Raw genomic sequence first — 25109 nt, 5'->3', positions numbered from 1 at the left:
GTTCTAGGGTGGGTTTGCGCCCGTGACAAGCAAAGGCACAGCATGGACCTGATCGACGAACCCGCCAGCAACACCCCCGAGTTTTCAGTCTCCGAGATATCGGGGGCGGTCAAACGTGTGCTGGAAGGGGAATTCGGGCGCGTGCGCGTGCGCGGCGAGGTGGGGCGCGTGGTGGTGGCGCGCACAGGGCATATGTATTTCGACCTCAAGGATGATCGCGCGGTCATTGCCAGCGTCAGCTGGAAAGGCCAGGTCGCGCGGATGGAGGTGCGCCCCGAAGAGGGGATGGAGGTGATCGCCACGGGCCGCCTGACCAGCTTCGCGCCGCAATCCAAATACCAGCTCCAGGTTGAAAGCGTGGAACCCGCAGGCGCAGGCGCGCTGATGGCGATGCTGGAGAAACGCAAGGCGCAACTTGCCGCTGAGGGGCTCTTCGCGCCAGAGCGCAAGAAACGCCTGCCCTATCTGCCGCGCGTGGTGGGGGTTGTCACCTCGCCGCAAGGGGCCGTGATTCGCGATATCCTGCACCGGCTGCATGACCGCTTCGGGGTGCATGTGCTGCTCTGGCCGGTGGCAGTGCAGGGTCAGGCTTGCGCATCCGAGGTAGCGCGCGCGATTGCGGGCTTCAATGCCTTGCCCGAAGGCGGGGCGCTCCCGCGCCCCGATGTCATCATCGTGGCGCGCGGGGGCGGCTCGATCGAAGACCTCTGGGGCTTCAATGAAGAAATCGTCATTCGCGCCGTCGCCGCCAGTGCCATCCCGCTGATTTCCGCCGTGGGCCATGAGACGGATACGACGCTGATCGACTTCGCCTCTGACCAGCGCGCGCCCACACCGACAGCGGCGGCGGAAATTGCCGTGCCTGTGCATTCCGATCTGGCCGCCAGCCTTGCTGGGCTGGATGCGCGTCTGATCCGCGCGGGCGGGCAGGCGGTCAGCCAGCGCCGCCAACGGCTGAGTGATCTGGCGCGTGCGCTGCCCCGCGCCGAGGCGCTGCTTGCCCCCGCCACCCAGCGCTTTGACCAATGGGCCGAACGCTTCCCCGGCTCCCTGCGTGCGCTGATTGCCACCAAAACGCAGGACTTGCGCAGCACTGTGGCGGGGCTGCGCGCCAATACGATCCGCTTCCAGATCGACAAATCCCGCGACCGGCTGGAGGATCGCGCCACCCGCGCCACCCGCGCGCTCACAGCCTCTCTCGATCAACACGCCACCCGTCTGGCCGCATTGGAACGCCTGCGCCAGTCGCTCGGCTATCCGGCCACATTGCAGCGCGGCTATGCTGTGGTGCGCGATGCGGATGGCGCGCTTCTCACCTCGGCAGGGGCGGCTGCGAAAGCGCCCATGCTGGAGATTGAATTTGCCGATGGCCACCTTGTGGCCCTGCCACAAAAATCCGCCAAAGCCCCAAAGCCCAAAACCCCGCCGCCACCCCAGCAGGGCAGTTTGTTCTGATCATTTTCTTGCGCCAAATACTCCGGGGTGCGGGGCAGAGCCCCGCGTCTTTCCCCTAGCGCAGCACGCTTGCGATGGCTTGCGCGCAAACCGGCACGCTATAGGCATTCAACCCTGCCATATTCGCGCGCCCGTCGCCCATCATGTAAATGCCGTGATCGGCGTGCAGCTGCGCCACCTGATCGGGCGAGAGTGGCAAAAGCGAAAACATCCCGCGTTGCTGTGCGATCATGTCGAACCTGTCGCTGCCTGTCTTGGCGTGAAGTGCCGATGCAAGCGCGCGGCGGTTCTCTTCGACGCGCAGGCGCATCTCTTCCAACTCGGCCTGCCACATGGCGCGCAGGGCCGTGTCGCCCAGAATCGTGCTGACCACCCGCCCGCCATGATCGGGGGGAAAGGCGAAAACCTGTCGGCTTAGCCCCGCCAATGCTGCGGCCAAGGTCGCGCGCGCGGTCTCGGGCACAATCGCCATCGCCAGCCCCACACGTTCGCGGTACAGCCCAAAATTCTTGGAACAGCTTGCCGCCACCAGCACTTCAGGCAGGCGCGCGGCCAGATGTCGCAAGCCCCCTGCATCGGCATCCAGCCCCTCGCCAAAGCCCTGATAGGCCATATCGACAAAGGGCACCGCCCCGCGCCGCGCCAGCAATGCTGCAATCTCGGCCCAGTCCTGCGCGCTGAAATCAATGCCGGTGGGGTTGTGGCAGCAGCCATGCAGCAGCACCACATCGCCTGCGCAAACCTGCTCCAGATCGGCAAACAGGCCCATGTGATCCAGCGCGCCGCGCGCAGGGTCCATATAGCGATAAGGCTGCGCCTTCAGCCCCGCCGCCGCGATGACCGGCGCGTGGTTGGGCCATGTCTGCGCGCTGACCCAGACCACCGCCTCTGGCCGCGCGCTGCGGATCAATTCGCAAATCTGGCGCACTGCCGACGTGCCGCCGGGCGTGCCGACACTGGCCACGCGCGCAGCAGGTACAGCCCCGCCCAATAGCAGCGCGCCCATCGCGTCCAGAAACGCCTGATCGCCCGCAAGTGACAGGTAGCTTTTGCTTTCCTGTGTCTCGACACATCGCAGCTCTGCGGCCTTGACGGCCCGCATGACAGGGGTGCGGCCCGCCTCGTCGCGGTAGACACCCACGCCCAGGTCAATCTTGCCCATGCGCGGGTCTTGCGCGAAAGCCTGCATCAGAGCGATGATTCCATCAGGCTTGGGCGTTGGCAGGGACTCGAACATCGGCTGGGGCTTTCAGTTGGGTTGCGGGGTCCATGCGCGGGTCAGGACGCGCGCGCGCTGTTCCTGCCGGACGGGTGTGAAGCCGTGTTTCTGATACTGGATCAGCGCGCGGGGATGGTCCAATGTGCAGGTGTTCACGTGCAACACCTCGACCCCCTCGCGCGCCCATGCGGTCAGAATGGCGGTGCGCAGCATCCAGCTTCCAAGCCCGCGCCCGACCGAGGGCGGCACCAGCCCGAAATAGCACAGCTCGCAACTGCGGGGCGTGCGCCAGTCAAGCAGGAAGAACCCTTGCGGCCAGCCATGATCGATCAGCGAGTATAGCGCTACATCCTTGTCCTTCAGCCAGTCCGCAATCTCGCTGTCTTCGCTGGTATGCAGGTCTGTCCATGCATAATCGCGCCCGACCGCATCATAGAGGGCGCGGAAATACCACACAGGCGGCGTTTCCGCCTTCAGCAAAGCGCCAGTCATGCCATTCGGGGTATGCGGCCAGTCATAGCGGGGCCGCTCGGTCATTTCCAGAAAGGTCACAGTATAGGTGACGCTGTCGCCTGCGTGATGTGTTGTCATCCGGTTTCGACCTTCAGATCGGGGAACTGGCCCCATTCCGACCATGAGCCGTCATAAAGCGCATGGGCGCGGTGCCCCAGTATCTCCAGCCCAAGGCTGAGGACCGCCGCAGTCACGCCCGATCCGCAGGTGGTGATGATCTGGCGCTCCAGATCGACGCCTGCCCCCTCGAACGCGGCGCGCAGCGCATCGCCGCGTTTCATCGTGCCATCGGCGTTCAGCAGGGCAGTGAAGGGCAGGTTCAGCGCGCCGGGCATATGGCCTGCGCGCAGCCCCTCGCGCGGCTCTGGCACCTCGCCCCTGAAACGCTCGGGCGCGCGGGCATCCACGATCTGCCAGTCGCGCAGCTTGACCGCAGCGGCCACCTGACTGACATCCTTGACCATATGCGCCTGCCGTTGCACCGTAATGTGGCGCTCGCGCAGCAGGGGGGGCATGTCTTCCAGCGCGCGCCCCTCGGCCTGCCATTTCGGCAAACCGCCATCCAGCACGGCAACATCGGTTTTGCCCATCAGGCGAAACAGCCACCACACGCGCGCGGCCGAAAACAGGCCCATGCCGTCATATACAACAATCTGATGCCCGTCGCCCACGCCCATCGCCCGCATGCGCGACATGAATTTCTCGATCGGGGGGGCCATATGCGGCAGGCTGGAGCGGGTGTCGCTGATTTCGTCAATGTCAAAGAATCGCGCACCGGGAATATGCGCGGTTTCATATTCCGCCCGCGCATCGCGGCCCATTTGGGGCAGATACCAGCTGGCATCGATGATGCGCAGGTCAGGGTCATTGAGATGTGCGCCCAGCCAGTCGGTTGACACCAGTGTTTTCGGATCATCCATCAGCGACTCCCATCTGCTTTTGCGTTCGGCAATTCCCTTTATCCCTAACGGTGCAAGGCGAAGCTGGCAAGATCACAGCCCCTCTTTCACCTGTCGCGGCTTTGGCGTATCGATGCGGCCCATGACAGATCATTTGACACAGATATACGACCAGATGGTTGAGGCGGGCACGATCCGCCCCGATGCAGCGCAGCGCGCGGCCATGCCCCTGTTTGCGCCGATACTTGCCCATGTGGCGCAGCCAGCGCCGAAAACGGGCGGGCTGCGCGCGCTGTTGGGGCGCAGCAAACCTGCGCCCGCACCGGGCTTGTATCTGTGGGGCGGGGTCGGGCGCGGCAAATCCATGCTGATGGACCTGTTTTATGAGCATGCAGGCGAGATTCCCAAACGGCGCGTGCATTTTCACGCTTTCATGCAAGAGGTGCATTCCGGCCTGCATGCCGCGCGCCAGCGCGGTGTCGAGGATGCTTTGGCCCCTGTTGCCGATAAAGTCGCAAGCGAGTTGCGATTGCTGGCCTTTGACGAGATGCAGATCACCGACATTACTGATGCGATGATCGTGGGGCGGCTGTTCGAGCGGCTGATGGCGGCAGGTGTGGCGATTGTCACCACGTCAAACAGGGTGCCGGATGATCTGTACAAGGACGGGCTGAACCGCGCGCTATTTCTGCCCTTTATCGAATTGATCAAGACGCGGATGGTGGTGCATCAGTTGGTGTCCGAGACAGATTACCGCCAGCACAGGCTTTCAGGCGCGCAGGTCTATTTCAGCCCCGCCGATGCGGCCGCGCGCGCCGAGATGGGGCGCATGTGGGACGAATTGACAGGCCATGACCGTGGCGCACCATTGCGGTTGCAGGTAAAGGGGCGCGAGGTGGTGGTGCCAAAGGCGCATAATGGCGTGGGGCGCGCGGGGTTCTGGGACTTGTGCGGCAAGCCGCTGGGGCCGGGTGATTATCTGGTGATTGCGCAGGCGTTGCGGGTGCTGATGCTGGATGACATCCCTTATCTGTCGGCCACGAATTACAATGAGGCCAAGCGCTTCGTCACCCTGATTGATGCGCTGTATGAAGGCAAGGTGCGGCTGATCGCCTCGGCGGCCTCGGTGCCGGAGCAGTTATATATGGAAGGCGCGGGCGCGTTCGAGTTTGAACGCACCGCCAGCCGCTTGCGCGAGATGCAGGGCGCGGCGTGGGGGCAAGCGCAAGGGGGCTGAAGGGGCACGATCCTTCCCCCCATCGAGGGGGTCAGGATCGTGGGCGCGGTGCCGCGCCCGCGCCTGTGGCGGGCGGCGCAACAAGCCTTTGGGCGGCCCATTGCGCGGCATCGGCCACGGGTGCGTCCGGATCGGCCAGCAGCGCCTGCGCCGCAGGCAGCAGCCGTGCCGCCCCTGAATTGCCAATCGCATAAAGCACATTGCGCACGAAGCGGTTGCGCCCGATGCGTTTGATCGGAGAGCCGGAAAAACGCGCGCGGAACGCCGCGTCATCCAGCCCTGCCAGCTCTGCCAGATCGGGTGCCACCATGCCGTCGCGCGCGGCATATTTCACCTCGGACGCGTCGCGGGCGAATTTGTTCCATGGACAGACCGCAAGGCAGTCGTCGCAGCCATAGATGCGATTGCCCATCTTCTCGCGCAAGTCCAGCGGCACAGGGCCGTGATGCTCGATTGTCAGGTAAGAGATGCAGCGCCGTGCATCCAGCTGGAACGGCGCGGGAAAGGCATCTGTCGGGCAGATATCGAGGCAGGCGCGGCAAGAGCCGCAATTTTCCTGTGCGGGCGCATCGGGGGCCAGTTCCAGCGTGGTGAAGATAGAGCCAAGAAAGAACCAGTTGCCCAGATCGCGCGATAGCAGATTGGTGTGTTTGCCCTGCCAGCCCAGGCCCGCCGCTGCGGCCAAGGGCTTTTCCATGACAGGCGCTGTATCGACAAACACCTTGATCTCGCCGCCCGCGCGGTCGATCAGCCAGCGCCCCAGCCGTTTGAGGCGTTTCTTGACCACATCATGATAATCGCGTCCCAACGCATAGGCTGAGATCACGCCATTCTCGCGCTGGTCCAGCAGATCAAGAGGGTTGTACTCGGGCGTGTAGCTTTCGGCCAGCATGATGACGCTGCGCGCCTGCGGCCACAAGGCGGCGGGGTTGGCGCGCCATGTCATGCGCTCGGCCATCCAGCCCATTTGCCCGTGCCGCCCGCCCTCGACAAAGGCGCGCAACCTCTCGGGCGCGAACGGTATCGCATCGGGGCGGGTGAGGGCGCAGGCGTCAAAGCCCATCGCGCGGGCCTCATGCACCAGTTCTGATTTCAGGTCATCTGTCATGCCCATCACATGGGCCAAACCGGCCTAGAAATCCAGATCGGCATAATGCGCGGGCGGTGGCAGGCCCGGCAGCTGATCGGCCAGCAAGGTGCGAAAGGCGGGGCGCGATTTGATCTTGGAATACCATTCATGCACCAGCGCAGAGCGCGCCCAGTCCACATCATTGATATAATCAAGGCAGGACAGATGCGCGGCAGCGGTGAAATCGGCCAGCGTCATGTCATTGCCCGCCAGCCAGCGCCGCTGGCCCAGCAGCCAATCCATGTAATCCAAATGAAACTTGATACGCGCAGACCCCATCTTGATCCGCCCCGAATCGGGGTAGCCTGCATTCATGATTTTCTTGTTCACACGCTCATAGAGCAGGTTCGACGTCACCTCGACATGGAACTTGTCGTCAAACCATGTGCAGATGCGGCGCATCTCGTAGCGGGCCTCGGCCGTTTTGGGCACTAGCGGCGGGTTCGGGATGGTTTCGTCCAGATATTCGCAGATGGCCTGACTCTCGCTCAGCATCTTGCCTTCATGGCGCAGCACGGGCACTTTTCCGGCAGGGTTGCGGCGCATGAAATCTTGCGAGGGTTCCCAATACCGTTCTTCCAGCAATTCCACATCGATGCGCTTTTCGGCAAGTGTCAGACGCACCTTGCGGCAGAAGGGAGAGAGCGGAACATGATAAAGACGGGCCATGACTGCGACAGAACTTTCGGTTGCGGCGGATGCCCCCTCTTGCCGTGCAGCGCGCGGAAGTTCAACCGCCGATACAATCTGCCCGCCCGTCGCGGGCAATGGTTGCCGCCCCATCCACGATAGAGGCGGAGCGGTTGCGCAAAAACTGGGTGGGGTTGGCCGCGTCGCGCGTCTTGGGCGAGGGCAGCACAGCTGCAAGCCGCGCGGCCTGCACTGCAGTCAGATCACGGGCAGAAACACGGAAATAGCGCTGCGCCGCCGCCTCGACCCCAAAGACGCCCTCATCAAATTCAGCGATGTTGAGGTAGACTTCCAAGATCCGGCGCTTGGGCCACAGGGCCTCGACCATCAGGGTGAAGCCTGATTCCAATGCTTTGCGGACCCAGTCGCGGCCATGCCACAGAAACACATTCTTGACGGTCTGCTGGCTCAGCGTGGATGCCCCGCGCGTGCTGCCCTGCGCAATCACCTTGCGGATCTCGGCCATGTCAAAGCCCCAATGCAGGCAGAAATTCGCGTCTTCTGCCGCAATGACCGAGCGCGCCATCACAGGGGCGATCTGGTCCATCGGGACCCATTGGCGCTGGATTTCGCCAATGCGCCGGTACTCCTGAAACATGTATATGCCACCGGGAGGGGCCACAAACCGATAGAGCAAGACCCAAGCCACCAGCACCAGAAAAACCACCGCAAGACTGCGCCAGAATTTGCGCCGCACCCAGCGCAGCCCGTCGGCGGCCCGGTCCAGCACGTTCCGCCGGGGGGCGGATTTCGGGGCTTTCTTTGGTTTTGACTTCGTGGAAGGGCGGCTCATGGCGTGCTCATAGCGATTGAGGCTTTCGAGTCTATACCCGAACATCTGACTCGCAGATGCAAATGCGCGGAACTTGGCCCAAGTGGCGGCTTACCGTGTCGGTACAGGCACGTCGCCGCGATAATCGTAGAAGCCGCGATCGGTTTTGCGGCCCAGCCAGCCTGCCTCGACATATTTTGTCAAAAGCGGGCAGGGGCGGTATTTTGTGTCGGCCAGCCCGTCATGCAGCACATTCATAATGGCAAGGCAGGTGTCCAGCCCGATGAAATCGGCCAGTTCCAGCGGCCCCATCGGGTGATTGGCCCCCAGTTTCAACGATTCGTCGATGGATTTGACCGATCCGACCCCTTCATAAAGCGTATACACTGCCTCGTTGATCATGGGCATCAGGATGCGGTTGACGATGAAGGCGGGGAAATCTTCGGCGCTGGCCGCAGTCTTGCCCAGTTTTTTCACCACATCATGCAGCGCGGTATAGGTCGGCTCGTCTGTGGCGATTCCGCGGATCAGTTCGACCAGTTGCATGACAGGCACAGGGTTCATGAAATGGAACCCCATGAATTTCTCGGGCCGGTCGGTGCGGCTGGCAAGCCGCGTGATCGAGATGGACGAGGTGTTCGAGGTCAGGATCGTATGCGGCTGGATATGTGGCAACAAATCCTCGAAAATTGCCTGTTTCACCGTTTCACGCTCGGTCGCGGCTTCGATGATCAGGTCGGTGGGGCCAAGCTCTGGCAATTTGGTGGTGGTGCGGATGCGCGCCATTGCGGCGGCCTTGTCCTCGGCGCTGACCTTACCCTTTGAAACCTGCCGTTCGATATTGCGGTCGATCAGGGCAATTCCCTTGCCAAGCGCGTCTTCCGAGATGTCATTGAGCAGAACATCATAGCCCGCCAGCGCAAAAACATGCGCAATGCCGGTGCCCATCTGGCCTGCACCCACAATGCCGACAGTCTTGATGTCCATGTTTCCGCTCTCCTGTCCTGATATTGGGTGACCATATGACCCTGCACAGCCCGAGTGCAAGCGCGAAAGCCGCTGGGCTGTGCCCGCTGGCGCAGGCTTACCGCTTTTGCCGCAGCTTGCGCGTGTTTGCAGCGGTTTTGCAGCGGCCACGCTATGCGTCTTGTCTTGAACAGTTCCGGTGGTTGTTGTGCGCGAGTGGCGCATTAGCGCCGCAGCGGGATCATTTGCTGCACGATTCCCACAGCGATCAGATAAAGGCTGGTGACAATCAGGCCCAGTGTCACGAATTGGGGCTGGTCGAAATTCAGCCATGCTGCCCAGCCCGCAAGCCCTGTCCAGACAAAAGCAATCGGCAAGGACAGGGGGCGCCAGCGTTCTGTTCTGACGGGGTGGATGAATTTCAGCGGTGTGAACATGGCAACGGCCAGAAAGGCCACAATGGCAAGGATCACCCAGAATTCGGGCCGTGTGGCAAAGATGACCACAGCCGCCATGTTCCAGCACGCAGGGAAGCCGTGGAACGAATTATCCGCGCTTTTCATGCGGGTATCTGCAAAATACAGCACACTGGTGAAGGTGATGACGATAATTGCGATCCAGCCTGTCCAGCCGGGCAAAAGCCCGCTTTGGAACAATGCAAAAGCGGGAATGAACACATAGGTCAGATAATCAATAATCAGGTCCAGCAGCACGCCATCGATTGTGGGGGCATTTTTTTTCACATCATACCGGCGTGCAAGGGGGCCATCGATGCCATCCACAATAAAGGCCACAACCAGCCACAGGAACATCATGGCCCAATCGCCCTGAACAGCCTCCAGCAGCGCAAGCATGGCGAAAACCGCGCCGGTGGCCGTGAACAGATGGACTGAATAGGCTTTCAGATTGGGCGACACGCGCGCTTTCCTTCCTGTCATTTCAGCGCCCTCTTTCGCAAAGCGGGACGCAGGATTCAATCACCCATGCGCGCGGGGGTGGGAGGCGTGATAAATCTCCATCAACCGTCCGGCATCGACTGCGGTATAGACTTGGGTCGATTGCAAAGAGGCGTGACCCAGCAATTCCTGAATGGCGCGCAAATCGCCCCCCGCGCCCAAAAGATGGGTTGCGAAAGAATGGCGCAGCGCGTGCGGGGTGGCAGTGGCGGGCAGGCCAAGCTGCATGCGCGCCTGCTCCATCACCTTGGCAATATGGCGGCGGCTAAGCGCGCCGCCCCGTGTGCCGCGAAACAGGGGCGCGTCGGGGGCATTGGGGTGAGGGCAGGCGGCCAGATAGGCCGCCACCGCCTGCTGCGCGACCGGCAGCACAGGGACGACGCGTTCTTTCCCGCCCTTGCCGTGAATGCGCAACGCCTCGCGCAGCGGCGCGTCGCGGCCCCAAAGCCCCAGCGCCTCGGATACGCGCAATCCGCAGCCATATAGCAGCGTCAGAACGGCAGTGTCGCGTAGGCCCGTCCAGTCTTCGCGGGTTTGCAGGGCCGCGATTTCCAGCACATCGCGCGCCGCATCCGTACTAAGAGGGCGTGGCAGCTTGCGGCTGAAGCGCGGCGCGCGCGTTGCCAGTATGGCAGAAATGTCAAACGCTTCGCGGTCTGCCAGCCAACGTGCGAAGCTTTTGATGCTGGACAATTTGCGCGCAAGGCTGCGACTGCCAAGCCCCGCCGCGCGTTCCCATGCCATCCATGCGCGCATGTCGGACTGGGTGACATCGGCCAATTGCCGCAGGCCCGCACTGCCGCCATGGTGACCCGCCAGAAAGCCAAGGAATTGCCCGACATCGTGGCCATAGGCTGTGATCGTATGCTCTGACGCGCCATCCAGCGCATGCAGCCCTTGCAGCCAAAGCTGCAAGGCATCGCGCATGCCTGCACTTAGCTGCAAGCTGGTGGCACTCATGCCAGCCAGCGCCGCATCGACCTTTCAAAAATCCCTGCAAAAAAGGCAAGCAGGTCTGTGCCCTGACCGGGCTTGAACATATGCGGGTTCTCAGTGGCCATGACCAGCATGCCCGCCATGCGATGCGCGCCCAGGTCCAGCCGCATACATGCCTCCGATCGCAGATCAGGCGCTTTCGCGCCATAGAGCGTATCGGTTTGCGGGATCGACTGGCGCAGCAACACCTGCCGTGTGGTAGGGCCGCGCTCTGAACTCATATATGTCTCGATAAAGCTCAGCGGCACAACGCACAGCACATCCGAGATGCGCTCCAGCGCCGGGTCTGGTCCTGCCTCGGGGCTTTCCAATACCAGCTTGATGGCATCGACATTCAGGATTTGCGCCACATCGGTGCCCAGATTGCGCAAGAACCCCTCGAACTGGTCAGGGTCCAGCATGCGCAGAATCGCACGGTGAATCTGGTTTGTGCCTGACAGGTTCTCATAGGCTGCGGCAATGACCGCGCGGTGGGTTTCTTCCAGCCGGTCAAGGCGGGCTTCCAGCCGTTCCATGGCCAGACCGCGCAGATCAACGATATTGTCACCCATGCCGCGCTCGCTGGCAGAAACCAGCGTGCGCATAAGGTCTTTGTCATCCAGAATCAGCGAAGGATCTGCGATGATCCTGTCGCGTAATTCCGCGACCCCTTCGGGCCTGAGTGCTGTGCCTGTCATCTATTCGCCTGTCCGTTGACTGCTTTTATTGGTGTTGTTGGGCGGACTATAGCAAAGGTTACAGGATTTTTTGACCTGTTTTTTCCCAATCCTTCATGAATTGTGCCAGTCCGGCATCGGTCAGCGGGTGCGAGGCCAGCTTGCGGATCACTTCGGGCGGGGCTGTCATGACGTCTGCACCAATGCGCGCCACGTCCAGAACATGGTTCACCGACCGGATGGATGCGGCAAGAATTTGCGTCTCGAACCCGTAATTGTCATAGATCGTGCGGATATCGGCGATCAACTCGCAGCCATCCAGCGCGATGTCATCCAGCCGCCCGATGAAGGGCGAAATAAAGGTGGCCCCCGCTTTGGCCGCCAGAAGCGCCTGATTGGCGCTGAAGCACAGCGTCACATTGACCATCTTGCCTTCGCCCGACAACACTTTGCACGCTTTCAGCCCGTCCCATGTCAGCGGCAGTTTGACAGTGATGTTTGGTGCAATCTCGGCCAGTTTGCGGCCCTCGGCGATCATGGCGTCCGCGTCCAGTGCCACCACTTCGGCAGAGACTGGCCCTTCGACAATCCCGCAAATCTCGCGGGTGACCTCGATAATGTCGCGGCCTGATTTCAGGATCAGCGACGGGTTGGTGGTGACGCCATCCACCATGCCCAGATCGTTCAGGTCGCGGATTGCGTCTACATCTGCGGTATCGACAAAGAATTTCATGTCATGCCCCTTCGGGTTGCGGCCAGAGTTCGCCCGCGTCATACCTGATGCAGTGCCCAGCCGGAACCCCCCTTTGCCCATGCCAATGTCCGACGCCCTTGAATTTTTCGATGAAGGCACGCCTTGCGGGGTGCTGACGGCAGAGCCTTTGGGCCGGGTGCTGGATTATCTGGCCCCCGAAGGCGGGGCTTGGATCGGCGCTTTTGTCGAGGCGCCGCTGGGGCCGCGCCGCGTGGTCGGTGTGGTCTGGGGCGCGGCAGAGGGCAGCTTTCCCCGCGCGAAACTGCGCGCTGTCATCCGCGTGCTGGATGCCGTGCCGATGCGCGCGGAATTGCGCGCCTTTCTGGCGCGGGTGGCCGATTACACCCTGACCCCCCTGCCTGCCATGCTGCGGCTGGCCACGCGCGTGCCTGACCTTGGCAGCGGCCCTGCAACGCGCAAGCTCTTGTATCGCACAGACAGCGCGCCCCCCCGCATGACCGAGGCGCGCGAAAAGGTGCTGGCGGTGTTCGACGGGTTTGGCGGTGCGGGCCTGACGCCGGGCGAATTGGCACAGGCGGCGGGGGTCAGTTCCGGTGTGGTGCGCGGGCTGGTGCAGGCGGGTGCGCTACTGGAACGCGAAGCGCTGCGCGACCAGCCCTATCCGCGCCTTGACCCTGCGCGCGCGGGGGCAAACCTGACCGACGATCAGGCGCAGGCGGCGGCGGTATTGGCGGCGGGTGTGCAATCGGGGGAGTATGGCACAACGCTGTTGAAAGGGGTGACAGGGTCCGGCAAGACCGAAGTGTATCTGGAAGCCATAGCCGCCTGTCTGGCGCTGGGGCGTCAGGCGCTGGTCCTGCTGCCGGAAATCGCGCTGACATCCGAATTTCTGACACGGGTTGAAGCGCGGTTTGGTGCGCGGCCTGCGGAATGGCATTCCGGTGTGACGCTTAGCGAACGGCGGCGCTGCTGGCATATGGTGGGGCAGGGGGCCGCGCAGCTAGTGGTGGGCGCGCGATCGGCGCTGTTCCTGCCATTCCGCGATCTGGGGCTGATCGTGGTGGATGAGGAACATGACAGTTCCTATAAGCAGGAAGAGGGCGTTTTATATCATGCCCGCGACATGGCCGTTTTGCGTGCGGCCATGGCGGGGGGGCAGGTGATTCTGGCCTCGGCCACCCCGTCGCTGGAAACATGGGCCAATGCGCGGGCTGGCAAATATGCGCGGCTGGATTTATCCGCGCGTTTCGGCCCCAACACCTTGCCTGAAATGCGTGCGATCGATCTGCGCGCGGAAGACCTGCCCACTGGCCGCTGGGTGTCGCCCACGCTGCAACGCGCCGTCACGGCGCGGCTGGCTGCGGGCGAGCAGGCGTTGTTATTCCTGAACCGGCGCGGCTATGCGCCGCTGACGATCTGCCGCGCCTGCGGGCATCAGGTGGAATGCAGCGATTGCGACGCGCGCATGGTAGAGCATCGGTTCCTCAAGCGGCTTGTGTGCCACCAATGCGGGGCAACCGCGCCGATGCCTGCGACCTGCCCTGCCTGCGGGGCGGAAGACCGGCTTGCCCCTGTCGGGCCGGGGGTAGAGCGGCTGGAGGAAGAGGCCCGCGCGCTATGGCCCGATGCGCGCGTGGCGGTGCTGTCGTCCGACCTGTTCGGGTCCGCGCGCGCGCTGAAAGACCAGATTGCCGTGATCGCGGGCGGCGAGGCTGATATCATCATCGGCACGCAGATCGTGGCCAAGGGCCACAACTTTCCCAACCTGACGCTGGTGGGGGTGATTGATGCCGATCTGGGGCTGTCAGGGTCCGACCTGCGCGCGGCAGAGCGGGTGTTTCAACTGGTGCGGCAGGTGTCCGGCCGCGCAGGGCGCGCCGACAAGCCCGGCCGCGCGCTGGTCCAGACCAGCCAGCCCGATCACCCCGTGATCCGCGCCATCCTGTCGGGCGAGGAAGAGGCGTTCTGGCAAAGCGAATCTGCACAGCGCGAAGGGTTGCGCATGCCCCCCCACGGGCGGCTGGCAGGGGTGATCCTGTCGGCCCCTGCGATGGAGCCTGCGTTCGAGCTGGGCACGCGGCTGGCACAGGCGGATGCGCCCTTGCGCGCGATTGGCGCGCAGGTTTTCGGCCCTGCACCCGCCCCGATTGCGCGCATTCGCGGGATGCACAGGGTCCGTCTGTTGGTGAAAGCCCCGAAGGGCGCGGCCTTGCAAGGCGCGATCGCAGCATGGCTGAAGCCGCATAACCTGCCGCGCGGGCTGCGCCTGAGTGTCGATATCGACCCGCAAAGCTTTTACTGAGCCGTTGCAAACCGGCGGTGAAAGGCTATCTATCGGGAAGAAAACAAGGAGTTCACAGATGTTCGGATTTGGGCAGGACAAAACGCGCATGATCGCACCGCAAGACGCCCTTGCCGGTCGTGCCAGCGCCATTGCCACAGCAGACACGCATGCAATCTATGGTCGCCCGCTGAAAGCGCCTGTGCCAGAGGGCCTGCAAGAGGCCATGTTCGGCATGGGGTGTTTCTGGGGGGTAGAGCGGATTTTCTGGCAACTTCCCGGTGTGTGGCTGACAATGGTGGGCTATGCGGGCGGCTATACGCCAAACCCCACATATGACGAGGTCTGCACCGGCAAGACCGGCCATAACGAGGTGGTGCGCGTGATCTTTGACCCGGCCCAGATTTCGTATGAAGACTTGCTGCGCCGGTTTTGGGAGGGGCACAACCCGACCCAAGGCATGCGGCAGGGCAATGACCGTGGCACGCAATACAGATCGGGCATCTATGCCTATTCAGACGCGCAGAAATCCGCCGCCGAGGCCAGCCGCAAAGCCTATGAGGCGCGACTTGTGGAGGCAGGACATGGCGCGGTCACGACAGAGATTGTGGATGCGCCGGAATTCTACTTTGCCGAAGATTACCACCAGCAATATCTGCATAAGAATCCCGCCGGATATTGCGGGATCGGGGGCACGGGCGTCACCTGTCCCATTGGCCTGACGGCCTGAGGCGGCTGCGCCCTCGCTCCGGCGCGGCCCCACCCACCCACCCGCACGCGCCGCAGCAAGGGCGCAGCCGCCTTGGTGCAGCCTGCGGGGGTTTCGCTTGACCGGGGCAGGGCGGCCCGCTATCGCGGCCCTAACTTTTCTGTCCAGCAAAGGCTGCCCCATGCCCACCTTCACTGCCATCACCAAGCTGACCTCTGCCGAGCAAGCCTATTCCCTGTCCGAGGCGATGGAAAACATGACGCCAGAACCTATGGGTGTGGGCGTGTTCGAGATGGAAGATGGGTCTAACCTGTGGGAAGTTGGCGGGTATTTCACTGACTGCCCGGATGATATTGAACTGGCACTGCTGGCACAAGCCTTTGACGCAACGCCGTTTCTGGTGTCGGAACTGCCCGAGATCGATTGGGTTGCCAAAGTGCGCCGCGACCTCTCGCCGGTCGAGGCGGGGCGGTTCTTTGTCTATGGCAGCCACGATGCCGACAAACTGCCCGACGGGCGTGTGGGCTTGTTGATCGAAGCGTCGATGGCTTTTGGCACCGGCCATCATGGCACCACGCTGGGCTGCCTACGCGCGCTGGACCGGCTGGATTTGGCAGGGTTTCGGGGCCGCAATGTGGTAGATATCGGCTGCGGCACGGCAGTGCTGGCGATGGCTGCGGCAAAAATCTGGCCCCAGCCGGTGCTTGCCAGCGATATTGATGCCATCGCAGTCGAGGTGGCGCAGGTCAATATTGAAGCCAATGAGCTGACAGACCGTGTCCGCTGTCTGGAAGCGACAGGGTTTGACCACCCCGACTTGCAGGCCGCTTGCCCTTTCGATCTGGTTTTTGCCAATATCCTGATGGGTCCGCTGATCGAGCTTGCCCCCGAAATGGGCCGTGTCACGGCCACTGGTGGGCATGCAATTCTGTCTGGGCTGCTGGTGGAACAGGCCGAACAGGTGCTTGCGGCATATGTTGCTGCCGGTTTCACGCTCCATCACCGCGAAGATATTGGCGATTGGGCAACGCTGACCCTGCTGCGCTGACATTTTGCCTGAAACTGCGCAGGTTATGCCGCAGTTTTGCCGGATTTTCTTGCTAAACCCGCGCTGGATGAACGGCGCATGCCTTCATCCGCGATATGATGGTTTGCTGGGGCAAGACAATGACGGAAGAGCAAAAGACCGAATTTGAGCAACGCAGGCTTGCGGTGATGCGTGCCCATATCAGAAATGACCCAAAGCACCGGAAATTCCGGCGCAAGCGCCGGCTGGCAATGGCGCGTTCGGTTTTAGGAAGTATCGTCGCGCTGGGCGTGGCGTTGGTGCTGATCAAAAGCTTCATTCTGGCACTGGAAGGTCAAGGGGCCTATGCGCGGATGGTCGCTCCGATGCTGGAAGGGCAGGCCGAAGGCTCGATCTTGGCGCGCGCGCTTGGCCCGGACCCTGCCTCGACCCAGATTGCCGCAATGGTGCGCCCGCTGTTTCGTGACAGATCATCCCCCCAAACCGCAGGGCGGGCGCCTGTCCCTCTCGGCGTGTCGCAAACAGACATCGCGCCCGAACCTGAAGCGCTGCAATAAATCTGCCCCGAATAGCGATATGGCAGACAAAAGCCGCCCGAGACGGGGCGGCTTGAATCATGCAAGTGCTATGCGGCAAGCGCGTTACAGCAGTCTGTTGGCGACGCTGTCAATCTCTGCGCGGCACAGGCCAATATCGGCAAGTTCACGGTCTGAAAGCGCGTTAAGTTCGCGCCGCGTAATGCGTGCGTCGTTCCAGGTCTTGAGGGTGGCGAAGAAAGTGCCAAGCGACAGGCCCTGGAAACCGGCAAGCACTTGTTCCGTATGAATACGGCTTTGTGCGTAATAGGCCATTATAGTCTCCATAGGGTAAAAGTTTACAAACCGCATAGTCCTTATGCGGCTTCCACGCAGATAAGCGTAAACTGTGGGCGCGACTAGAATGCAAAATCGCAAGGCTATTATGCGGGTGCAGCATGGCTTGACCCGCTACAGGAACCGGCCTGTGATGAAACTCTTGGCAGATGTTCGCCTTTCGTGCTATCGCTTGCCCAGAGCAGAACAGACCAAAACACAAAAGAGGCCGCGATGCGCGTGATCGGTATCGACCCAGGGTTGCGCAACCTTGGCTGGGGGGTGATCGATGCCGATGGCGTCCATTTGCGCCATGTCGCCAATGGCGTGTGCCGGTCAGACCCGACAGGCACGTTGGCCGCGCGTCTGCTGGATTTGCACCAGCAATTGACGCGGGTGATGGTGCGCTATGCGCCTGCGGCAGCGGCGGTCGAGCAGACCTTTGTCAACAAGGACGCGGTCGCCACGCTGAAACTGGGCAGCGCGCGCGGGATCGCCTTGCTGGTGCCTGCGCAAGCGGGGCTGGAGGTGGGGGAATATGCCCCCAATGCCGTCAAAAAGGCCGTGGTTGGCGTGGGCAAGGCCGCCAAGGAGCAGGTGGCGCATATGGTGCGCATGCAACTGCCCGGCGTCCAGATTGACGGGCCGGATGCGGCGGATGCGCTGGCGATTGCCATCTGCCATGCGTTCCATGCCCAATCGGCGCGCGCTATGGCCATTGCGGAGCGGGTGCAATGATCGGCAAGCTGACAGGTGTGATCGACCAGCGCGGCACTGACCATGTGCTGCTGGATGTGCGCGGGGTGGGCTATATTGTTTATGTCTCTGATCGCACGCTGATGGGTTTGCCGGGCCGTGGCGAGGTGGCGGCGCTGTATATCGACATGGTCGTGCGCGAAGACCTGATGCAGCTTTTCGGCTTTCCCACCATGCTGGAAAAGGAATGGCACCGCGTGCTGACCTCGGTTCAGGGGGTGGGGGCAAAGGCGTCGCTGGCCATTCTGGGCGCTTTGGGGCCAGAAGGGGTGTCGCGGGCCATAGCATTGGGCGACAGTGCCGCGCTGCGCAAAGCCCCCGGCGTGGGGCCGAAACTGGCGCTGCGCATCGCCAATGAGCTGAAAGACAAAGCCCCCGCCCTGATGGCCGTGGTCGAGAGTGCAGCGGCAGCCCCGATGCACAGCGCTGTGCCGGACCCCGATCCGGCACCTCTGCCCAAGCCCCCCGCACAGGCGGCAGCCGCGCCGCGCAACAATGCTGTGTCCGAAGCCATGTCGGCGCTGGCAAATCTGGGCTACGCCCCCGCCGATGCTGCCCGCGCCGTGGCCGAGGGGCAGGCCAACACGCCAGATGCAGATACCCCAACGCTGATCCGCGCCGCCCTGCGCCTGCTTGCCCCGAAAGGCTGATCCATGACCACCCCCGACCCCAGCCTGCGCGGTGCGGATCTGCCCGAAGATGCCCCCGAACTGGACAAGGCGCTGCGCCCGCAATCGCTGGATGAATTCATCGGCCAGCGCGAGGCGCGCGCCAATCTGAAAGTCTTTATCCAATCCGCCCGCATGCGGGGCGAGGCGATGGACCACACCTTGTTCTATGGCCCGCCCGGACTGGGCAAGACCACGCTGGCGCAGATCATGGCGCGCGAATTGGGGGTGGGGTTTCGCATGACATCCGGCCCTGTGCTGGCCAAGGCAGGCGATCTGGCCGCCATCCTGACCAATCTGGAAAAGCGCGATGTCCTGTTCATTGACGAAATCCACCGCCTCAACCCTGCGGTCGAAGAAGTGCTCTACCCCGCGCTGGAAGATTTCCAGCTTGATCTGGTCATTGGCGAAGGGCCTGCCGCGCGCACAGTGCGCATAGAATTGCAGCCCTTCACATTGGTGGGGGCCACAACGCGGCTGGGCCTGCTGACCACACCTTTGCGCGACCGTTTCGGCATTCCCACGCGGTTGCAATTCTATACCGAAGCCGAATTGTGCCAGATCGTCGCGCGCGGTGCGCGGCTTTTGGGCGTTCCGGCAGAGGAGGCGGGCGTGCTGGAAATCGCGCGGCGCGCACGCGGCACACCGCGCATTGCGGGCCGCTTGTTGCGGCGGGTGGTGGATTTCGCATTGGTCGAAGGCGATGGACATCTGACCCAAGTGCTGGCCGACAGTGCGCTGACGCGGCTGGGCGTTGACCATCTGGGGCTTGACGGGGCGGACCGGCGCTATCTGGCCCTGCTGGCCGAAAATTATGGCGGTGGTCCTGTAGGGGTCGAGACGATTGCCGCCGCCCTGTCAGAATCGCGCGATGCGATTGAAGAAGTGATTGAACCATTCCTGCTGCAACAGGGTCTGATCGCGCGCACACCGCGCGGCCGGATGCTGGCGGCGAAAGCATGGGCGCATCTGGGGCTGGCAGCGCCCGCACACGTAGCGCAAGGGCGCTTGTTTGAAGAGTGACCGCCCGCCCGAGCGTCAGGGATTGGCCAGCTTGCGCAGCGCGTTGCCGAAGCTCATGCCATGGTCAAACGCGCCGTTGCGCAGGAATTCCAGCGTTTCGGCAATGACCATGGGGTTATTCATCATGAATGTATGCGTCACCGGCAAGACGATGTGATCTGCCATTCCTGCCAGTTTGGTGCTTTCAACCGAGACTTTGCCATCGTCATCGCCATCAATCAACGCCGAGGTCAGCGGGTTCAGCGACACATCGCCCGCGATGATCCCAAGCTGGTAGTCAGGGAATTCGGGCAGGATATTTGGCGTCGCATCCTGTCTGGTGCCCAGCTCCAGCCCCGCGGGGCCGTTGATCCATGAAAACGCCTCGATATCCGAGAAGAAATCAACCACTTCCGACCCGTGATTGGGCGGGGCCATCATCACCACGCGCCCCATGCTGTCGGGGCGGTTGCGCGCCAGCCATCCGCGCGCCAGAATGCCACCCATGGAATGGGTGACGAAATGCACGGTTCCCTCGCCGCAATTGCTGACGGCGATGCCTACATAGTCCATCAGCTCTGCAATCGGGGCCGCACGTGACGGGTAGCCATGATTGACCACCTGATAGCCATGCAGGTCCAGGGCTTCCTCCATGACCCGCATGGAATGTTCCGAACGCGCCAGCCCATGCAGCAGGACCACACAATCTGCGATTGCGGGGGCGGGGGCCAGAAACAGGGCTGTCAACCAAACTTTCATGGAGTAGATATAGGGTGCAGATACACAGATCACCAGTGGGACAATGGGCAGTATGACAAAACCGCGATTGGCCGTTCGGGCTGTTATTCTGCATCAGAACCGTTTGCTTTTGGTCAATGCCTGGCCCGGTGGCGTGAGTGATCTGTGGTGCGCCCCCGGCGGCGGGGTAGAGCCGGGGCAATCCCTGCCTGAAAACCTGCAACGCGAGGTGCATGAGGAATGCGGCCTGCACATTGCGGTGGGTGCGCCCTGTCTGGTGAATGAATTCCACGACCCCAAAAGCCGGTTTCATCAGGTCGATATCTATTTCCGCGCCGAGATCACAGGCGGGCAGATCGCGCCGGACTGGATTGATCCGGCAGGGGTGGTCACCACGCGCCAGTTTGTCACCGAAACCCAGTTGCGCGGTTTGCGCTATAAACCCGACAGCTTGCCTGAAATCGCATGGGGCGCGCCTGCGTTTGACGGGCGCGCGCTCTATGATGCGTTGGAACCGATCGTGCGCTAGCCGTGTTCGGCCAGAAACTTCTCGGCATCCAGTGCGGCCATGCAGCCCATGCCAGCACTGGTGACCGCTTGGCGGTAGGTGTGGTCGGTCAGATCGCCGGCGGCGAAAACACCGGGGATCGAGGTGCGCGTGCTGCCCGGTTCCACCCAGACATAGCCGCCATCCTGCATTTTCAGCTGGTCCTTGACCAACTCGCTGGCGGGGCTGTGTCCGATGGCAATGAAGACACCCGCGCAGTCGATATCTTTGGTGCTGCCATCTGTGACATGGCGCAGCCGCACGCCGCCCACACCGGGGGCGGCACTGTCGCCCAGGACTTCATCCAGTGTATGATCCCAGATCACCTCGACCTTGGGGTGGTTGAACAGGCGGTGTTGCAGGATTTTTTCGGCCCGCAGGCTGTCGCGGCGGTGCACCAGCGTCACCTTGGAGGCGAAATTGGTCAGGAACAGCGCCTCTTCCACGGCCGTATTGCCCCCGCCGATGACCACAACATCCTTGCCACGATAGAAGAACCCGTCACAGGTAGCGCAGGCAGACACGCCCATGCCCTTGTATTTCTCTTCCGAGGGCAGACCCAGCCAGCGCGCCTGCGCGCCTGTGGCCAGCACAACAGCGTCAGCCGTATAGATTGCGCCACTGTCGCCGGTGGCAGTAAAGGGGCGCTGCGACAGGTCAAGCGATGCGATATGTTCCGAGATGATCTCGGTGCCCATTTCCTTGGCATGGGCTTCCATGCGCACCATCAGGTCCGGCCCTGTTACCATCGTGTCGCCCGGCCAGTTCTCAACCTCGGTTGTGATGGTCAACTGCCCGCCCGGTTGAATGCCTTGCACCAGCACCGGCTGCAACATGGCGCGCGCCCCATAGACCGCAGCGGTGTATCCGGCAGGGCCGGAGCCGATAATCAATAGCCGTGTGTGGCGCGTGTCAGTCATACGTCATATCCCCAATCCAGATTCCGAGGCGCAATCTAAGCCCTGTGGCGCGCAGCACAAGGGGGCGGCAGTGTCGCAGGCCAGACTAAATTTATTGCGCATGATTGAAATATTATTGCGCAATCCATACCTGATGCGTAAAGAAGCGCAAAATACAGGAGTGAGCGCATGTCAGGCGGTAAGCTTGATCCGATTGATCGGAAAATTCTGGCAGAGTTGCAGGCAGATGGACGGATGACCAATGTGGAATTGGCCAAACGTGTGGGCATCTCGGCCCCGCCCTGTCTGCGCCGTGTGCGTGCGCTGGAAGAACAGGGTTTCATTCGCGGGTATCATGCGCAGGTCAATGCGCGCGATCTGGGGTTCGAGGTGCAGGTTTTCGCCATGGTGGGCCTGAATTCGCAGGCCGAAGCCGACCTTGCCCGTTTCGAGCAGCGCTGCCGCGAATGGCCTTTCGTGCGCGAGTGCCACATGCTGAATGGCGAGATTGATTTCATCCTGAAATGTGTCACGCCTGACCTGTCCAGCTTTCAGAACTTTCTGACAGAAGACCTGTTGGCCGCCGACAATGTGATCACTGTCAAGACATCGCTGGTGATCCGCTGCGCCAAGGTGGAACCGGGTGTTCCGTTCGATGTGCTGGAAGCGCGCGCCGCCGATATTGAATAGTGCCTAGCGCACGATGGTTTCCGATTGCACGAACATGTTTTTCCACGCCCTGTCGATCAGGGTGGGGGACATATGCCTTGGCTGGCCTTCAAAATCGCAAATGGCAATCATCTGGTCGATCAGAAACACCGGCTGATAATTGGCATACACATTGTCGATGGTCGGATATTTCGTCTGGATCATGTAGATCAGCGTGTCTTCATCCAGTTGCATTTTGCGCTTCTTTGCGACCATGGCAAAGATCTTCAGGAAATCCGACTGGCTGGGGCCGTCGATTTTGATCTTGTAGAAAATGCGCCGCAAGGCGGCTTGGTCAAAAATATCATTGGGGTGGAAATTGGTTGAGAAAATGACCAGCGTGTCAAAGGGCACGATGAATTTTTCGCCCGATTGAAGCGCCAGAATGTCGTAATTCATTTCCATGGGCACGATCCAGCGGTTCACGATGGATTGCGGAGGTTCTTCTTGGCGCCCAAGGTCGTCAATGATGAAAACCCCGCCGGTCGCCTTGAACTGCAAGGGGGCTTGGTAGGTGCGTGACACAGGGTTGAATTTCAGGTCCAGCATTTCCAAGGTCAATTCGCCGCCGGTAATGACAGTGGGGCGTTCGCAACAGACATAGCGGTTGTCAAACCTGTTGCCGGTCTGGCGCAGCAGGGACGGGTTGTCGTCAGAGCTTTCGACCAATGTATGAACAATCGGGTCATAAACATTGATAACCTGCCCCGCATGGACAACCGCGCGGGGCACATAAATCCGGTCGCCCATCGCCGCGCGGATACCGTTCGAGATAGAGGATTTGCCGTTGCCGGGGGGACCATACATCAGGATGGACCGGCCAGAGCTGACAGCGGGGCCTAGATCGTCGATCAAGCTGGGTGGCAAGATCAGATCGCCCATGGCAATCTGAATCTGCCTGCGCGTGATTTGTATGTCGCGGATGGATTGCCGCTTGATCTGGTGTTCATATTGCCCAAGCGGGACAGGCATGGCGCCATAATATTCTGATTGCGACAGCGCGTCCATTGCGCGCGCCTTGCCTGCTTCGGTCAGCTGGAAGCGCGCTTCCGATGTGGTGCTGGCCGTGGCAGAGGCGACAGCCTCGATCAGTTTCTCGCCGCGCGCAATATCGATCAACTCGATCGTCTGGGGAATTGGCAGACATAGGGTTTGCGAGATTTTGGTGACGTTTGACAGGGACATTCTGAAAATTGTCTTCAGCAGGATGTCACGCATCAAGACAGGGTCAAGACCTGTCGCTTCCAGGCTGCGAATGGCGGGTGGTGCGGTAATCTGGGCTTGATGCATGTTCATAATCTAGTTTTTACCAAGATGAATATTTGAAAAATATCAGGGGTATCTGGCCGCGGATCAGGGTGAAACCGTGCCGAAAATCGTGGCCAGACACAGGTAGAACAACAGGCTTGGCCCAAGGGCCAGCCCCATCGGGAATTCGCGGCGATGCAGGCTTTCCCATTCGGGCACAAGACCCTGCACAAGGCTGGTGCGTCTGGCAAGGCGGTGGGCAATGAAGCTGACCAGCGTCACACAGGCCAGCAGCATCACAAACAGGCTCAGATCGCCAAGCGCGATGAAAGGGGCCATGGCTGCGGCGAATTTGGCATCCCCTGCGCCCAGCAATCCGACCGAGCTGAGCACGAAGCCCACAACCAGCACCACAGCAAGGCTTGCCCAGCCCCATGCCCAGGATTGAAACGGCAGCGCGATAAGACCCACCACAAGATAAACTGCGATCAGGGCTAGAACGGCGTAATTATGAATTTTCATCCATTTCATATCGCTCCATGCGACCCAAAGTGCGATGGGCGTCACAAATGGCAAGAACCAGAGTGCAGTTTGTGCATTCAGCAGCATTACCCGCGCCCTCCGCCTTCAAGCGCGCGCATCGCGCGCACGGCCTCTTCATAATGTTGGGGATGCGTGTCTATGGCTTCTTGTAGCAATGTCCTGCCAATGGTCGCATCGCCCCTGCGGATGGCAGCGATTGACATTGTATATAACATTATCGCGCGTTCTTGCTGGGTCATGCGCACAATGGGCAGATTGTAATTTCCCTGCCCGGCCCGCGCCAGCGCCAGATTGTTTTTTGCCGTGAACAGATCGGGGTCATGTTGCAGGGCTTGTGTAAACAGCCTCTCTGCGTCACGCGGGTTGCCGCGAGTCAGCTTGGAAAAGCCCCAATTGTTATACACACCAGAGGGGCGCGTGGTCAGGCCCGCAGCGGTTTCGTAAAAATGGTCAGCGCGCGCCCATTGTTTGTTGGCATCAGCGACCATGGCTTCCAGCCGATACCTGTCAAAGGTTTCATGCGTGGGGGGAACAGCATTCAGGGCCTGTTCGGCGCGGTCCCAGTTGTTGTTTCGAATGAACGTATCCGCCAGCATGACGCGGTCGTCATTCGTGGCCTCTGGGTGGTTGATGACGTTTTGCCATGCTGGCACCGCCTCTGATGTGCGGCCCGCGCGCACCAGTGAGCGCGCAAGCCCGCGCAAATTACGGATATTTTCGGGGTCATTCTCAACCTGAGCGGCGAAATAAGCCACGGCTTCGTCGGGGTCACCAGCGGCAAGCATAAGGTCCGCCATATTCTGCTGATCGATAGCCTTGACGCTATCAATCGCCCGCGCAACGCTGGCTTGCTTGCTGTCTTCACACCCGGCAAGCCCCAAGACACTGCTTGCAAGCAGTGCGAATATCATAGGGTGGCGCATTTTTGC

The 25109-nt window shown here is 61.5% G+C and carries 28 protein-coding genes; 11 read left to right on the top strand and 17 right to left on the bottom strand.

Features of this window, described 5'->3' with window-relative positions; all coding sequences use genetic code 11:
- The first annotated feature begins 42 nt into the window (after nucleotides 1–42).
- On the top strand, nucleotides 43–1455 hold the full coding sequence (xseA, locus tag BG455_RS15545; protein WP_071470895.1) for an exodeoxyribonuclease VII large subunit: 1413 nt from the start codon (nucleotides 43–45) through the stop codon (nucleotides 1453–1455).
- A 55-nt stretch (nucleotides 1456–1510) separates the two neighbouring features.
- Here xseA and BG455_RS15540 read toward each other — a convergent pair whose 3' ends face one another.
- Genes BG455_RS15540 through sseA form a run of 3 tightly spaced genes read right to left on the bottom strand, consistent with a single transcriptional unit; the run spans nucleotide 1511 to nucleotide 4107 of the window.
- A complete protein-coding gene (locus tag BG455_RS15540) occupies nucleotides 1511–2692 on the bottom strand; it encodes an amino acid aminotransferase (protein WP_071470894.1) in 1182 nt (393 codons plus the stop codon).
- A 12-nt stretch (nucleotides 2693–2704) separates the two neighbouring features.
- Entirely contained in the window at nucleotides 2705–3265 is a 561-nt protein-coding gene (locus tag BG455_RS15535) for a GNAT family N-acetyltransferase (protein WP_071470893.1), read from the bottom strand.
- Nucleotides 3262–4107 (bottom strand): 3-mercaptopyruvate sulfurtransferase, encoded by an 846-nt coding sequence (gene sseA, locus BG455_RS15530; protein WP_177190893.1) that lies wholly within the window; start codon nucleotides 4105–4107, stop codon nucleotides 3262–3264. Before sseA ends, BG455_RS15535 begins: the two co-directional genes overlap by 4 nt.
- A 121-nt stretch (nucleotides 4108–4228) precedes the next feature.
- Between sseA and zapE the strand changes: the two genes are divergently transcribed.
- Nucleotides 4229–5323, top strand: a complete 1095-nt coding sequence (gene zapE, locus BG455_RS15525) for a cell division protein ZapE (protein ID WP_071470961.1) — start codon at nucleotides 4229–4231, stop codon at nucleotides 5321–5323.
- A 31-nt stretch (nucleotides 5324–5354) separates the two neighbouring features.
- Here zapE and queG read toward each other — a convergent pair whose 3' ends face one another.
- The 8 genes from queG to fsa all read right to left on the bottom strand — a co-directional run bounded on the left by queG (nucleotide 5355) and on the right by fsa (nucleotide 12221).
- Complete coding sequence (queG, locus tag BG455_RS15520) at nucleotides 5355–6431, bottom strand: tRNA epoxyqueuosine(34) reductase QueG (RefSeq protein ID WP_111361412.1); 1077 nt, start codon at nucleotides 6429–6431, stop codon at nucleotides 5355–5357.
- 24 nt (nucleotides 6432–6455) lie between these two features.
- Nucleotides 6456–7121 carry an FtsZ-binding protein FzlA gene (gene fzlA / locus BG455_RS15515; RefSeq protein ID WP_071470960.1) on the bottom strand — a complete coding sequence of 222 codons (666 nt, stop codon included), beginning with the start codon at nucleotides 7119–7121 and terminating at the stop codon, nucleotides 6456–6458.
- 61 nt (nucleotides 7122–7182) lie between these two features.
- Entirely contained in the window at nucleotides 7183–7935 is a 753-nt protein-coding gene (mtgA, locus tag BG455_RS15510) for a monofunctional biosynthetic peptidoglycan transglycosylase (RefSeq protein ID WP_084386497.1), read from the bottom strand.
- A 90-nt stretch (nucleotides 7936–8025) separates the two neighbouring features.
- Nucleotides 8026–8901 (bottom strand): 3-hydroxybutyryl-CoA dehydrogenase, encoded by an 876-nt coding sequence (locus BG455_RS15505; protein ID WP_071470890.1) that lies wholly within the window; start codon nucleotides 8899–8901, stop codon nucleotides 8026–8028.
- A 203-nt stretch (nucleotides 8902–9104) separates the two neighbouring features.
- Nucleotides 9105–9818, bottom strand: a complete 714-nt coding sequence (locus BG455_RS15500) for a CDP-alcohol phosphatidyltransferase family protein (RefSeq protein ID WP_177190892.1) — start codon at nucleotides 9816–9818, stop codon at nucleotides 9105–9107.
- Nucleotides 9819–9857: 39 nt separating this feature from the next.
- Nucleotides 9858–10796 (bottom strand): tyrosine recombinase XerC, encoded by a 939-nt coding sequence (locus BG455_RS15495; RefSeq protein WP_071470889.1) that lies wholly within the window; start codon nucleotides 10794–10796, stop codon nucleotides 9858–9860.
- Nucleotides 10793–11509 carry a DUF484 family protein gene (locus BG455_RS15490; protein WP_071470888.1) on the bottom strand — a complete coding sequence of 239 codons (717 nt, stop codon included), beginning with the start codon at nucleotides 11507–11509 and terminating at the stop codon, nucleotides 10793–10795. The genes BG455_RS15495 and BG455_RS15490 overlap by 4 nt, the downstream gene beginning before the upstream one ends.
- 58 nt (nucleotides 11510–11567) lie before the next feature.
- Nucleotides 11568–12221 (bottom strand): fructose-6-phosphate aldolase, encoded by a 654-nt coding sequence (gene fsa / locus BG455_RS15485; RefSeq protein ID WP_071470957.1) that lies wholly within the window; start codon nucleotides 12219–12221, stop codon nucleotides 11568–11570.
- A gap of 85 nt (nucleotides 12222–12306) precedes the next feature.
- Between fsa and BG455_RS15480 the strand changes: the two genes are divergently transcribed.
- The 4 genes from BG455_RS15480 (at nucleotide 12307) to BG455_RS15465 (ending at nucleotide 16777) form a co-directional block, all read left to right on the top strand.
- Nucleotides 12307–14505, top strand: coding sequence for a primosomal protein N' (locus BG455_RS15480; protein WP_071470956.1), 2199 nt, complete (start codon nucleotides 12307–12309; stop codon nucleotides 14503–14505).
- Between the two features lie 58 nt (nucleotides 14506–14563).
- Nucleotides 14564–15214 (top strand): peptide-methionine (S)-S-oxide reductase MsrA, encoded by a 651-nt coding sequence (gene msrA, locus BG455_RS15475; RefSeq protein ID WP_071470887.1) that lies wholly within the window; start codon nucleotides 14564–14566, stop codon nucleotides 15212–15214.
- Between the two features lie 160 nt (nucleotides 15215–15374).
- Nucleotides 15375–16241 (top strand): 50S ribosomal protein L11 methyltransferase, encoded by an 867-nt coding sequence (locus tag BG455_RS15470; RefSeq protein ID WP_071470886.1) that lies wholly within the window; start codon nucleotides 15375–15377, stop codon nucleotides 16239–16241.
- A gap of 119 nt (nucleotides 16242–16360) precedes the next feature.
- Nucleotides 16361–16777 carry a hypothetical protein gene (locus BG455_RS15465; protein WP_071470885.1) on the top strand — a complete coding sequence of 139 codons (417 nt, stop codon included), beginning with the start codon at nucleotides 16361–16363 and terminating at the stop codon, nucleotides 16775–16777.
- 84 nt (nucleotides 16778–16861) lie between these two features.
- Here BG455_RS15465 and BG455_RS15460 read toward each other — a convergent pair whose 3' ends face one another.
- Entirely contained in the window at nucleotides 16862–17071 is a 210-nt protein-coding gene (locus BG455_RS15460; RefSeq protein ID WP_071470955.1) for a DUF1127 domain-containing protein, read from the bottom strand.
- A 234-nt stretch (nucleotides 17072–17305) separates the two neighbouring features.
- On the opposite strand from BG455_RS15460, the gene ruvC reads away from it, so the two are divergent.
- The 3 genes from ruvC to ruvB are packed head-to-tail and all read left to right on the top strand — an operon-like array spanning nucleotide 17306 to nucleotide 19518.
- Nucleotides 17306–17809: a crossover junction endodeoxyribonuclease RuvC gene (gene ruvC, locus BG455_RS15455; protein ID WP_071470884.1), complete on the top strand. Its 504-nt coding sequence runs from the start codon at nucleotides 17306–17308 to the stop codon at nucleotides 17807–17809.
- Entirely contained in the window at nucleotides 17806–18477 is a 672-nt protein-coding gene (ruvA, locus tag BG455_RS15450) for a Holliday junction branch migration protein RuvA (RefSeq protein ID WP_071470883.1), read from the top strand. The genes ruvC and ruvA overlap by 4 nt, the downstream gene beginning before the upstream one ends.
- A 3-nt stretch (nucleotides 18478–18480) precedes the next feature.
- Nucleotides 18481–19518, top strand: a complete 1038-nt coding sequence (gene ruvB / locus BG455_RS15445; protein WP_071470882.1) for a Holliday junction branch migration DNA helicase RuvB — start codon at nucleotides 18481–18483, stop codon at nucleotides 19516–19518.
- 15 nt (nucleotides 19519–19533) lie between these two features.
- Here ruvB and BG455_RS15440 read toward each other — a convergent pair whose 3' ends face one another.
- Nucleotides 19534–20256 (bottom strand): alpha/beta fold hydrolase, encoded by a 723-nt coding sequence (locus BG455_RS15440; protein ID WP_071470954.1) that lies wholly within the window; start codon nucleotides 20254–20256, stop codon nucleotides 19534–19536.
- Nucleotides 20257–20308: 52 nt separating this feature from the next.
- Between BG455_RS15440 and BG455_RS15435 the strand changes: the two genes are divergently transcribed.
- Nucleotides 20309–20764 (top strand): NUDIX domain-containing protein, encoded by a 456-nt coding sequence (locus BG455_RS15435; protein WP_071470953.1) that lies wholly within the window; start codon nucleotides 20309–20311, stop codon nucleotides 20762–20764.
- On the opposite strand, the gene trxB is transcribed toward BG455_RS15435, so the two are convergent.
- Nucleotides 20761–21702 carry a thioredoxin-disulfide reductase gene (trxB, locus tag BG455_RS15430; protein WP_071470881.1) on the bottom strand — a complete coding sequence of 314 codons (942 nt, stop codon included), beginning with the start codon at nucleotides 21700–21702 and terminating at the stop codon, nucleotides 20761–20763. The two genes, BG455_RS15435 and trxB, sit on opposite strands and share 4 nt — an antisense overlap.
- 168 nt (nucleotides 21703–21870) lie before the next feature.
- Between trxB and BG455_RS15425 the strand changes: the two genes are divergently transcribed.
- The gene (locus BG455_RS15425; RefSeq protein ID WP_071470880.1) at nucleotides 21871–22371 is read left to right on the top strand and encodes an Lrp/AsnC family transcriptional regulator; all 501 of its coding nucleotides are present in this window, start codon (nucleotides 21871–21873) and stop codon (nucleotides 22369–22371) included.
- Between the two features lie 3 nt (nucleotides 22372–22374).
- On the opposite strand, the gene BG455_RS15420 is transcribed toward BG455_RS15425, so the two are convergent.
- Genes BG455_RS15420 through BG455_RS15410 form a run of 3 tightly spaced genes read right to left on the bottom strand, consistent with a single transcriptional unit; the run spans nucleotide 22375 to nucleotide 25103 of the window.
- Nucleotides 22375–23685 (bottom strand): P-loop NTPase family protein, encoded by a 1311-nt coding sequence (locus BG455_RS15420; RefSeq protein ID WP_071470879.1) that lies wholly within the window; start codon nucleotides 23683–23685, stop codon nucleotides 22375–22377.
- A gap of 57 nt (nucleotides 23686–23742) precedes the next feature.
- Complete coding sequence (locus BG455_RS15415) at nucleotides 23743–24246, bottom strand: prepilin peptidase (protein ID WP_071470878.1); 504 nt, start codon at nucleotides 24244–24246, stop codon at nucleotides 23743–23745.
- Nucleotides 24246–25103: a tetratricopeptide repeat protein gene (locus tag BG455_RS15410; protein WP_071470877.1), complete on the bottom strand. Its 858-nt coding sequence runs from the start codon at nucleotides 25101–25103 to the stop codon at nucleotides 24246–24248. Before BG455_RS15410 ends, BG455_RS15415 begins: the two co-directional genes overlap by 1 nt.
- Between the last annotated feature and the right edge of the window lie 6 nt (nucleotides 25104–25109).

The sequence above is a fragment of the Roseinatronobacter thiooxidans genome, assembly GCF_001870675.1.
In the GTDB taxonomy this organism is placed as follows: Bacteria; Pseudomonadota; Alphaproteobacteria; order Rhodobacterales; family Rhodobacteraceae; genus Roseinatronobacter; species Roseinatronobacter thiooxidans.
The sequence above is the reverse complement of the archived record's forward strand: the minus strand, read 5'-3'. Positions and strand labels throughout refer to the sequence as shown.

Bases quoted from the DNA above. Each gene is read 5' to 3' on its own strand.
- xseA (WP_071470895.1), top strand. From the start codon at position 43: ATGGACCTGATCGACGAACCCGCCAGCAACACCCCCGAGTTTTCAGTC.
- BG455_RS15540 (WP_071470894.1), bottom strand. From the start codon at position 2,692: ATGTTCGAGTCCCTGCCAACGCCCAAGCCTGATGGAATCATCGCTCTG.
- BG455_RS15535 (WP_071470893.1), bottom strand. From the start codon at position 3,265: ATGACAACACATCACGCAGGCGACAGCGTCACCTATACTGTGACCTTT.
- sseA (WP_177190893.1), bottom strand. From the start codon at position 4,107: ATGGATGATCCGAAAACACTGGTGTCAACCGACTGGCTGGGCGCACAT.
- zapE (WP_071470961.1), top strand. From the start codon at position 4,229: ATGACAGATCATTTGACACAGATATACGACCAGATGGTTGAGGCGGGC.
- queG (WP_111361412.1), bottom strand. From the start codon at position 6,431: ATGACAGATGACCTGAAATCAGAACTGGTGCATGAGGCCCGCGCGATG.
- fzlA (WP_071470960.1), bottom strand. From the start codon at position 7,121: ATGGCCCGTCTTTATCATGTTCCGCTCTCTCCCTTCTGCCGCAAGGTG.
- mtgA (WP_084386497.1), bottom strand. From the start codon at position 7,935: ATGAGCCGCCCTTCCACGAAGTCAAAACCAAAGAAAGCCCCGAAATCC.
- BG455_RS15505 (WP_071470890.1), bottom strand. From the start codon at position 8,901: ATGGACATCAAGACTGTCGGCATTGTGGGTGCAGGCCAGATGGGCACC.
- BG455_RS15500 (WP_177190892.1), bottom strand. From the start codon at position 9,818: ATGACAGGAAGGAAAGCGCGCGTGTCGCCCAATCTGAAAGCCTATTCA.
- BG455_RS15495 (WP_071470889.1), bottom strand. From the start codon at position 10,796: ATGAGTGCCACCAGCTTGCAGCTAAGTGCAGGCATGCGCGATGCCTTG.
- BG455_RS15490 (WP_071470888.1), bottom strand. From the start codon at position 11,509: ATGACAGGCACAGCACTCAGGCCCGAAGGGGTCGCGGAATTACGCGAC.
- fsa (WP_071470957.1), bottom strand. From the start codon at position 12,221: ATGAAATTCTTTGTCGATACCGCAGATGTAGACGCAATCCGCGACCTG.
- BG455_RS15480 (WP_071470956.1), top strand. From the start codon at position 12,307: ATGTCCGACGCCCTTGAATTTTTCGATGAAGGCACGCCTTGCGGGGTG.
- msrA (WP_071470887.1), top strand. From the start codon at position 14,564: ATGTTCGGATTTGGGCAGGACAAAACGCGCATGATCGCACCGCAAGAC.
- BG455_RS15470 (WP_071470886.1), top strand. From the start codon at position 15,375: ATGCCCACCTTCACTGCCATCACCAAGCTGACCTCTGCCGAGCAAGCC.
- BG455_RS15465 (WP_071470885.1), top strand. From the start codon at position 16,361: ATGACGGAAGAGCAAAAGACCGAATTTGAGCAACGCAGGCTTGCGGTG.
- BG455_RS15460 (WP_071470955.1), bottom strand. From the start codon at position 17,071: ATGGCCTATTACGCACAAAGCCGTATTCATACGGAACAAGTGCTTGCC.
- ruvC (WP_071470884.1), top strand. From the start codon at position 17,306: ATGCGCGTGATCGGTATCGACCCAGGGTTGCGCAACCTTGGCTGGGGG.
- ruvA (WP_071470883.1), top strand. From the start codon at position 17,806: ATGATCGGCAAGCTGACAGGTGTGATCGACCAGCGCGGCACTGACCAT.
- ruvB (WP_071470882.1), top strand. From the start codon at position 18,481: ATGACCACCCCCGACCCCAGCCTGCGCGGTGCGGATCTGCCCGAAGAT.
- BG455_RS15440 (WP_071470954.1), bottom strand. From the start codon at position 20,256: ATGAAAGTTTGGTTGACAGCCCTGTTTCTGGCCCCCGCCCCCGCAATC.
- BG455_RS15435 (WP_071470953.1), top strand. From the start codon at position 20,309: ATGACAAAACCGCGATTGGCCGTTCGGGCTGTTATTCTGCATCAGAAC.
- trxB (WP_071470881.1), bottom strand. From the start codon at position 21,702: ATGACTGACACGCGCCACACACGGCTATTGATTATCGGCTCCGGCCCT.
- BG455_RS15425 (WP_071470880.1), top strand. From the start codon at position 21,871: ATGTCAGGCGGTAAGCTTGATCCGATTGATCGGAAAATTCTGGCAGAG.
- BG455_RS15420 (WP_071470879.1), bottom strand. From the start codon at position 23,685: ATGAACATGCATCAAGCCCAGATTACCGCACCACCCGCCATTCGCAGC.
- BG455_RS15415 (WP_071470878.1), bottom strand. From the start codon at position 24,246: ATGCTGCTGAATGCACAAACTGCACTCTGGTTCTTGCCATTTGTGACG.
- BG455_RS15410 (WP_071470877.1), bottom strand. From the start codon at position 25,103: ATGCGCCACCCTATGATATTCGCACTGCTTGCAAGCAGTGTCTTGGGG.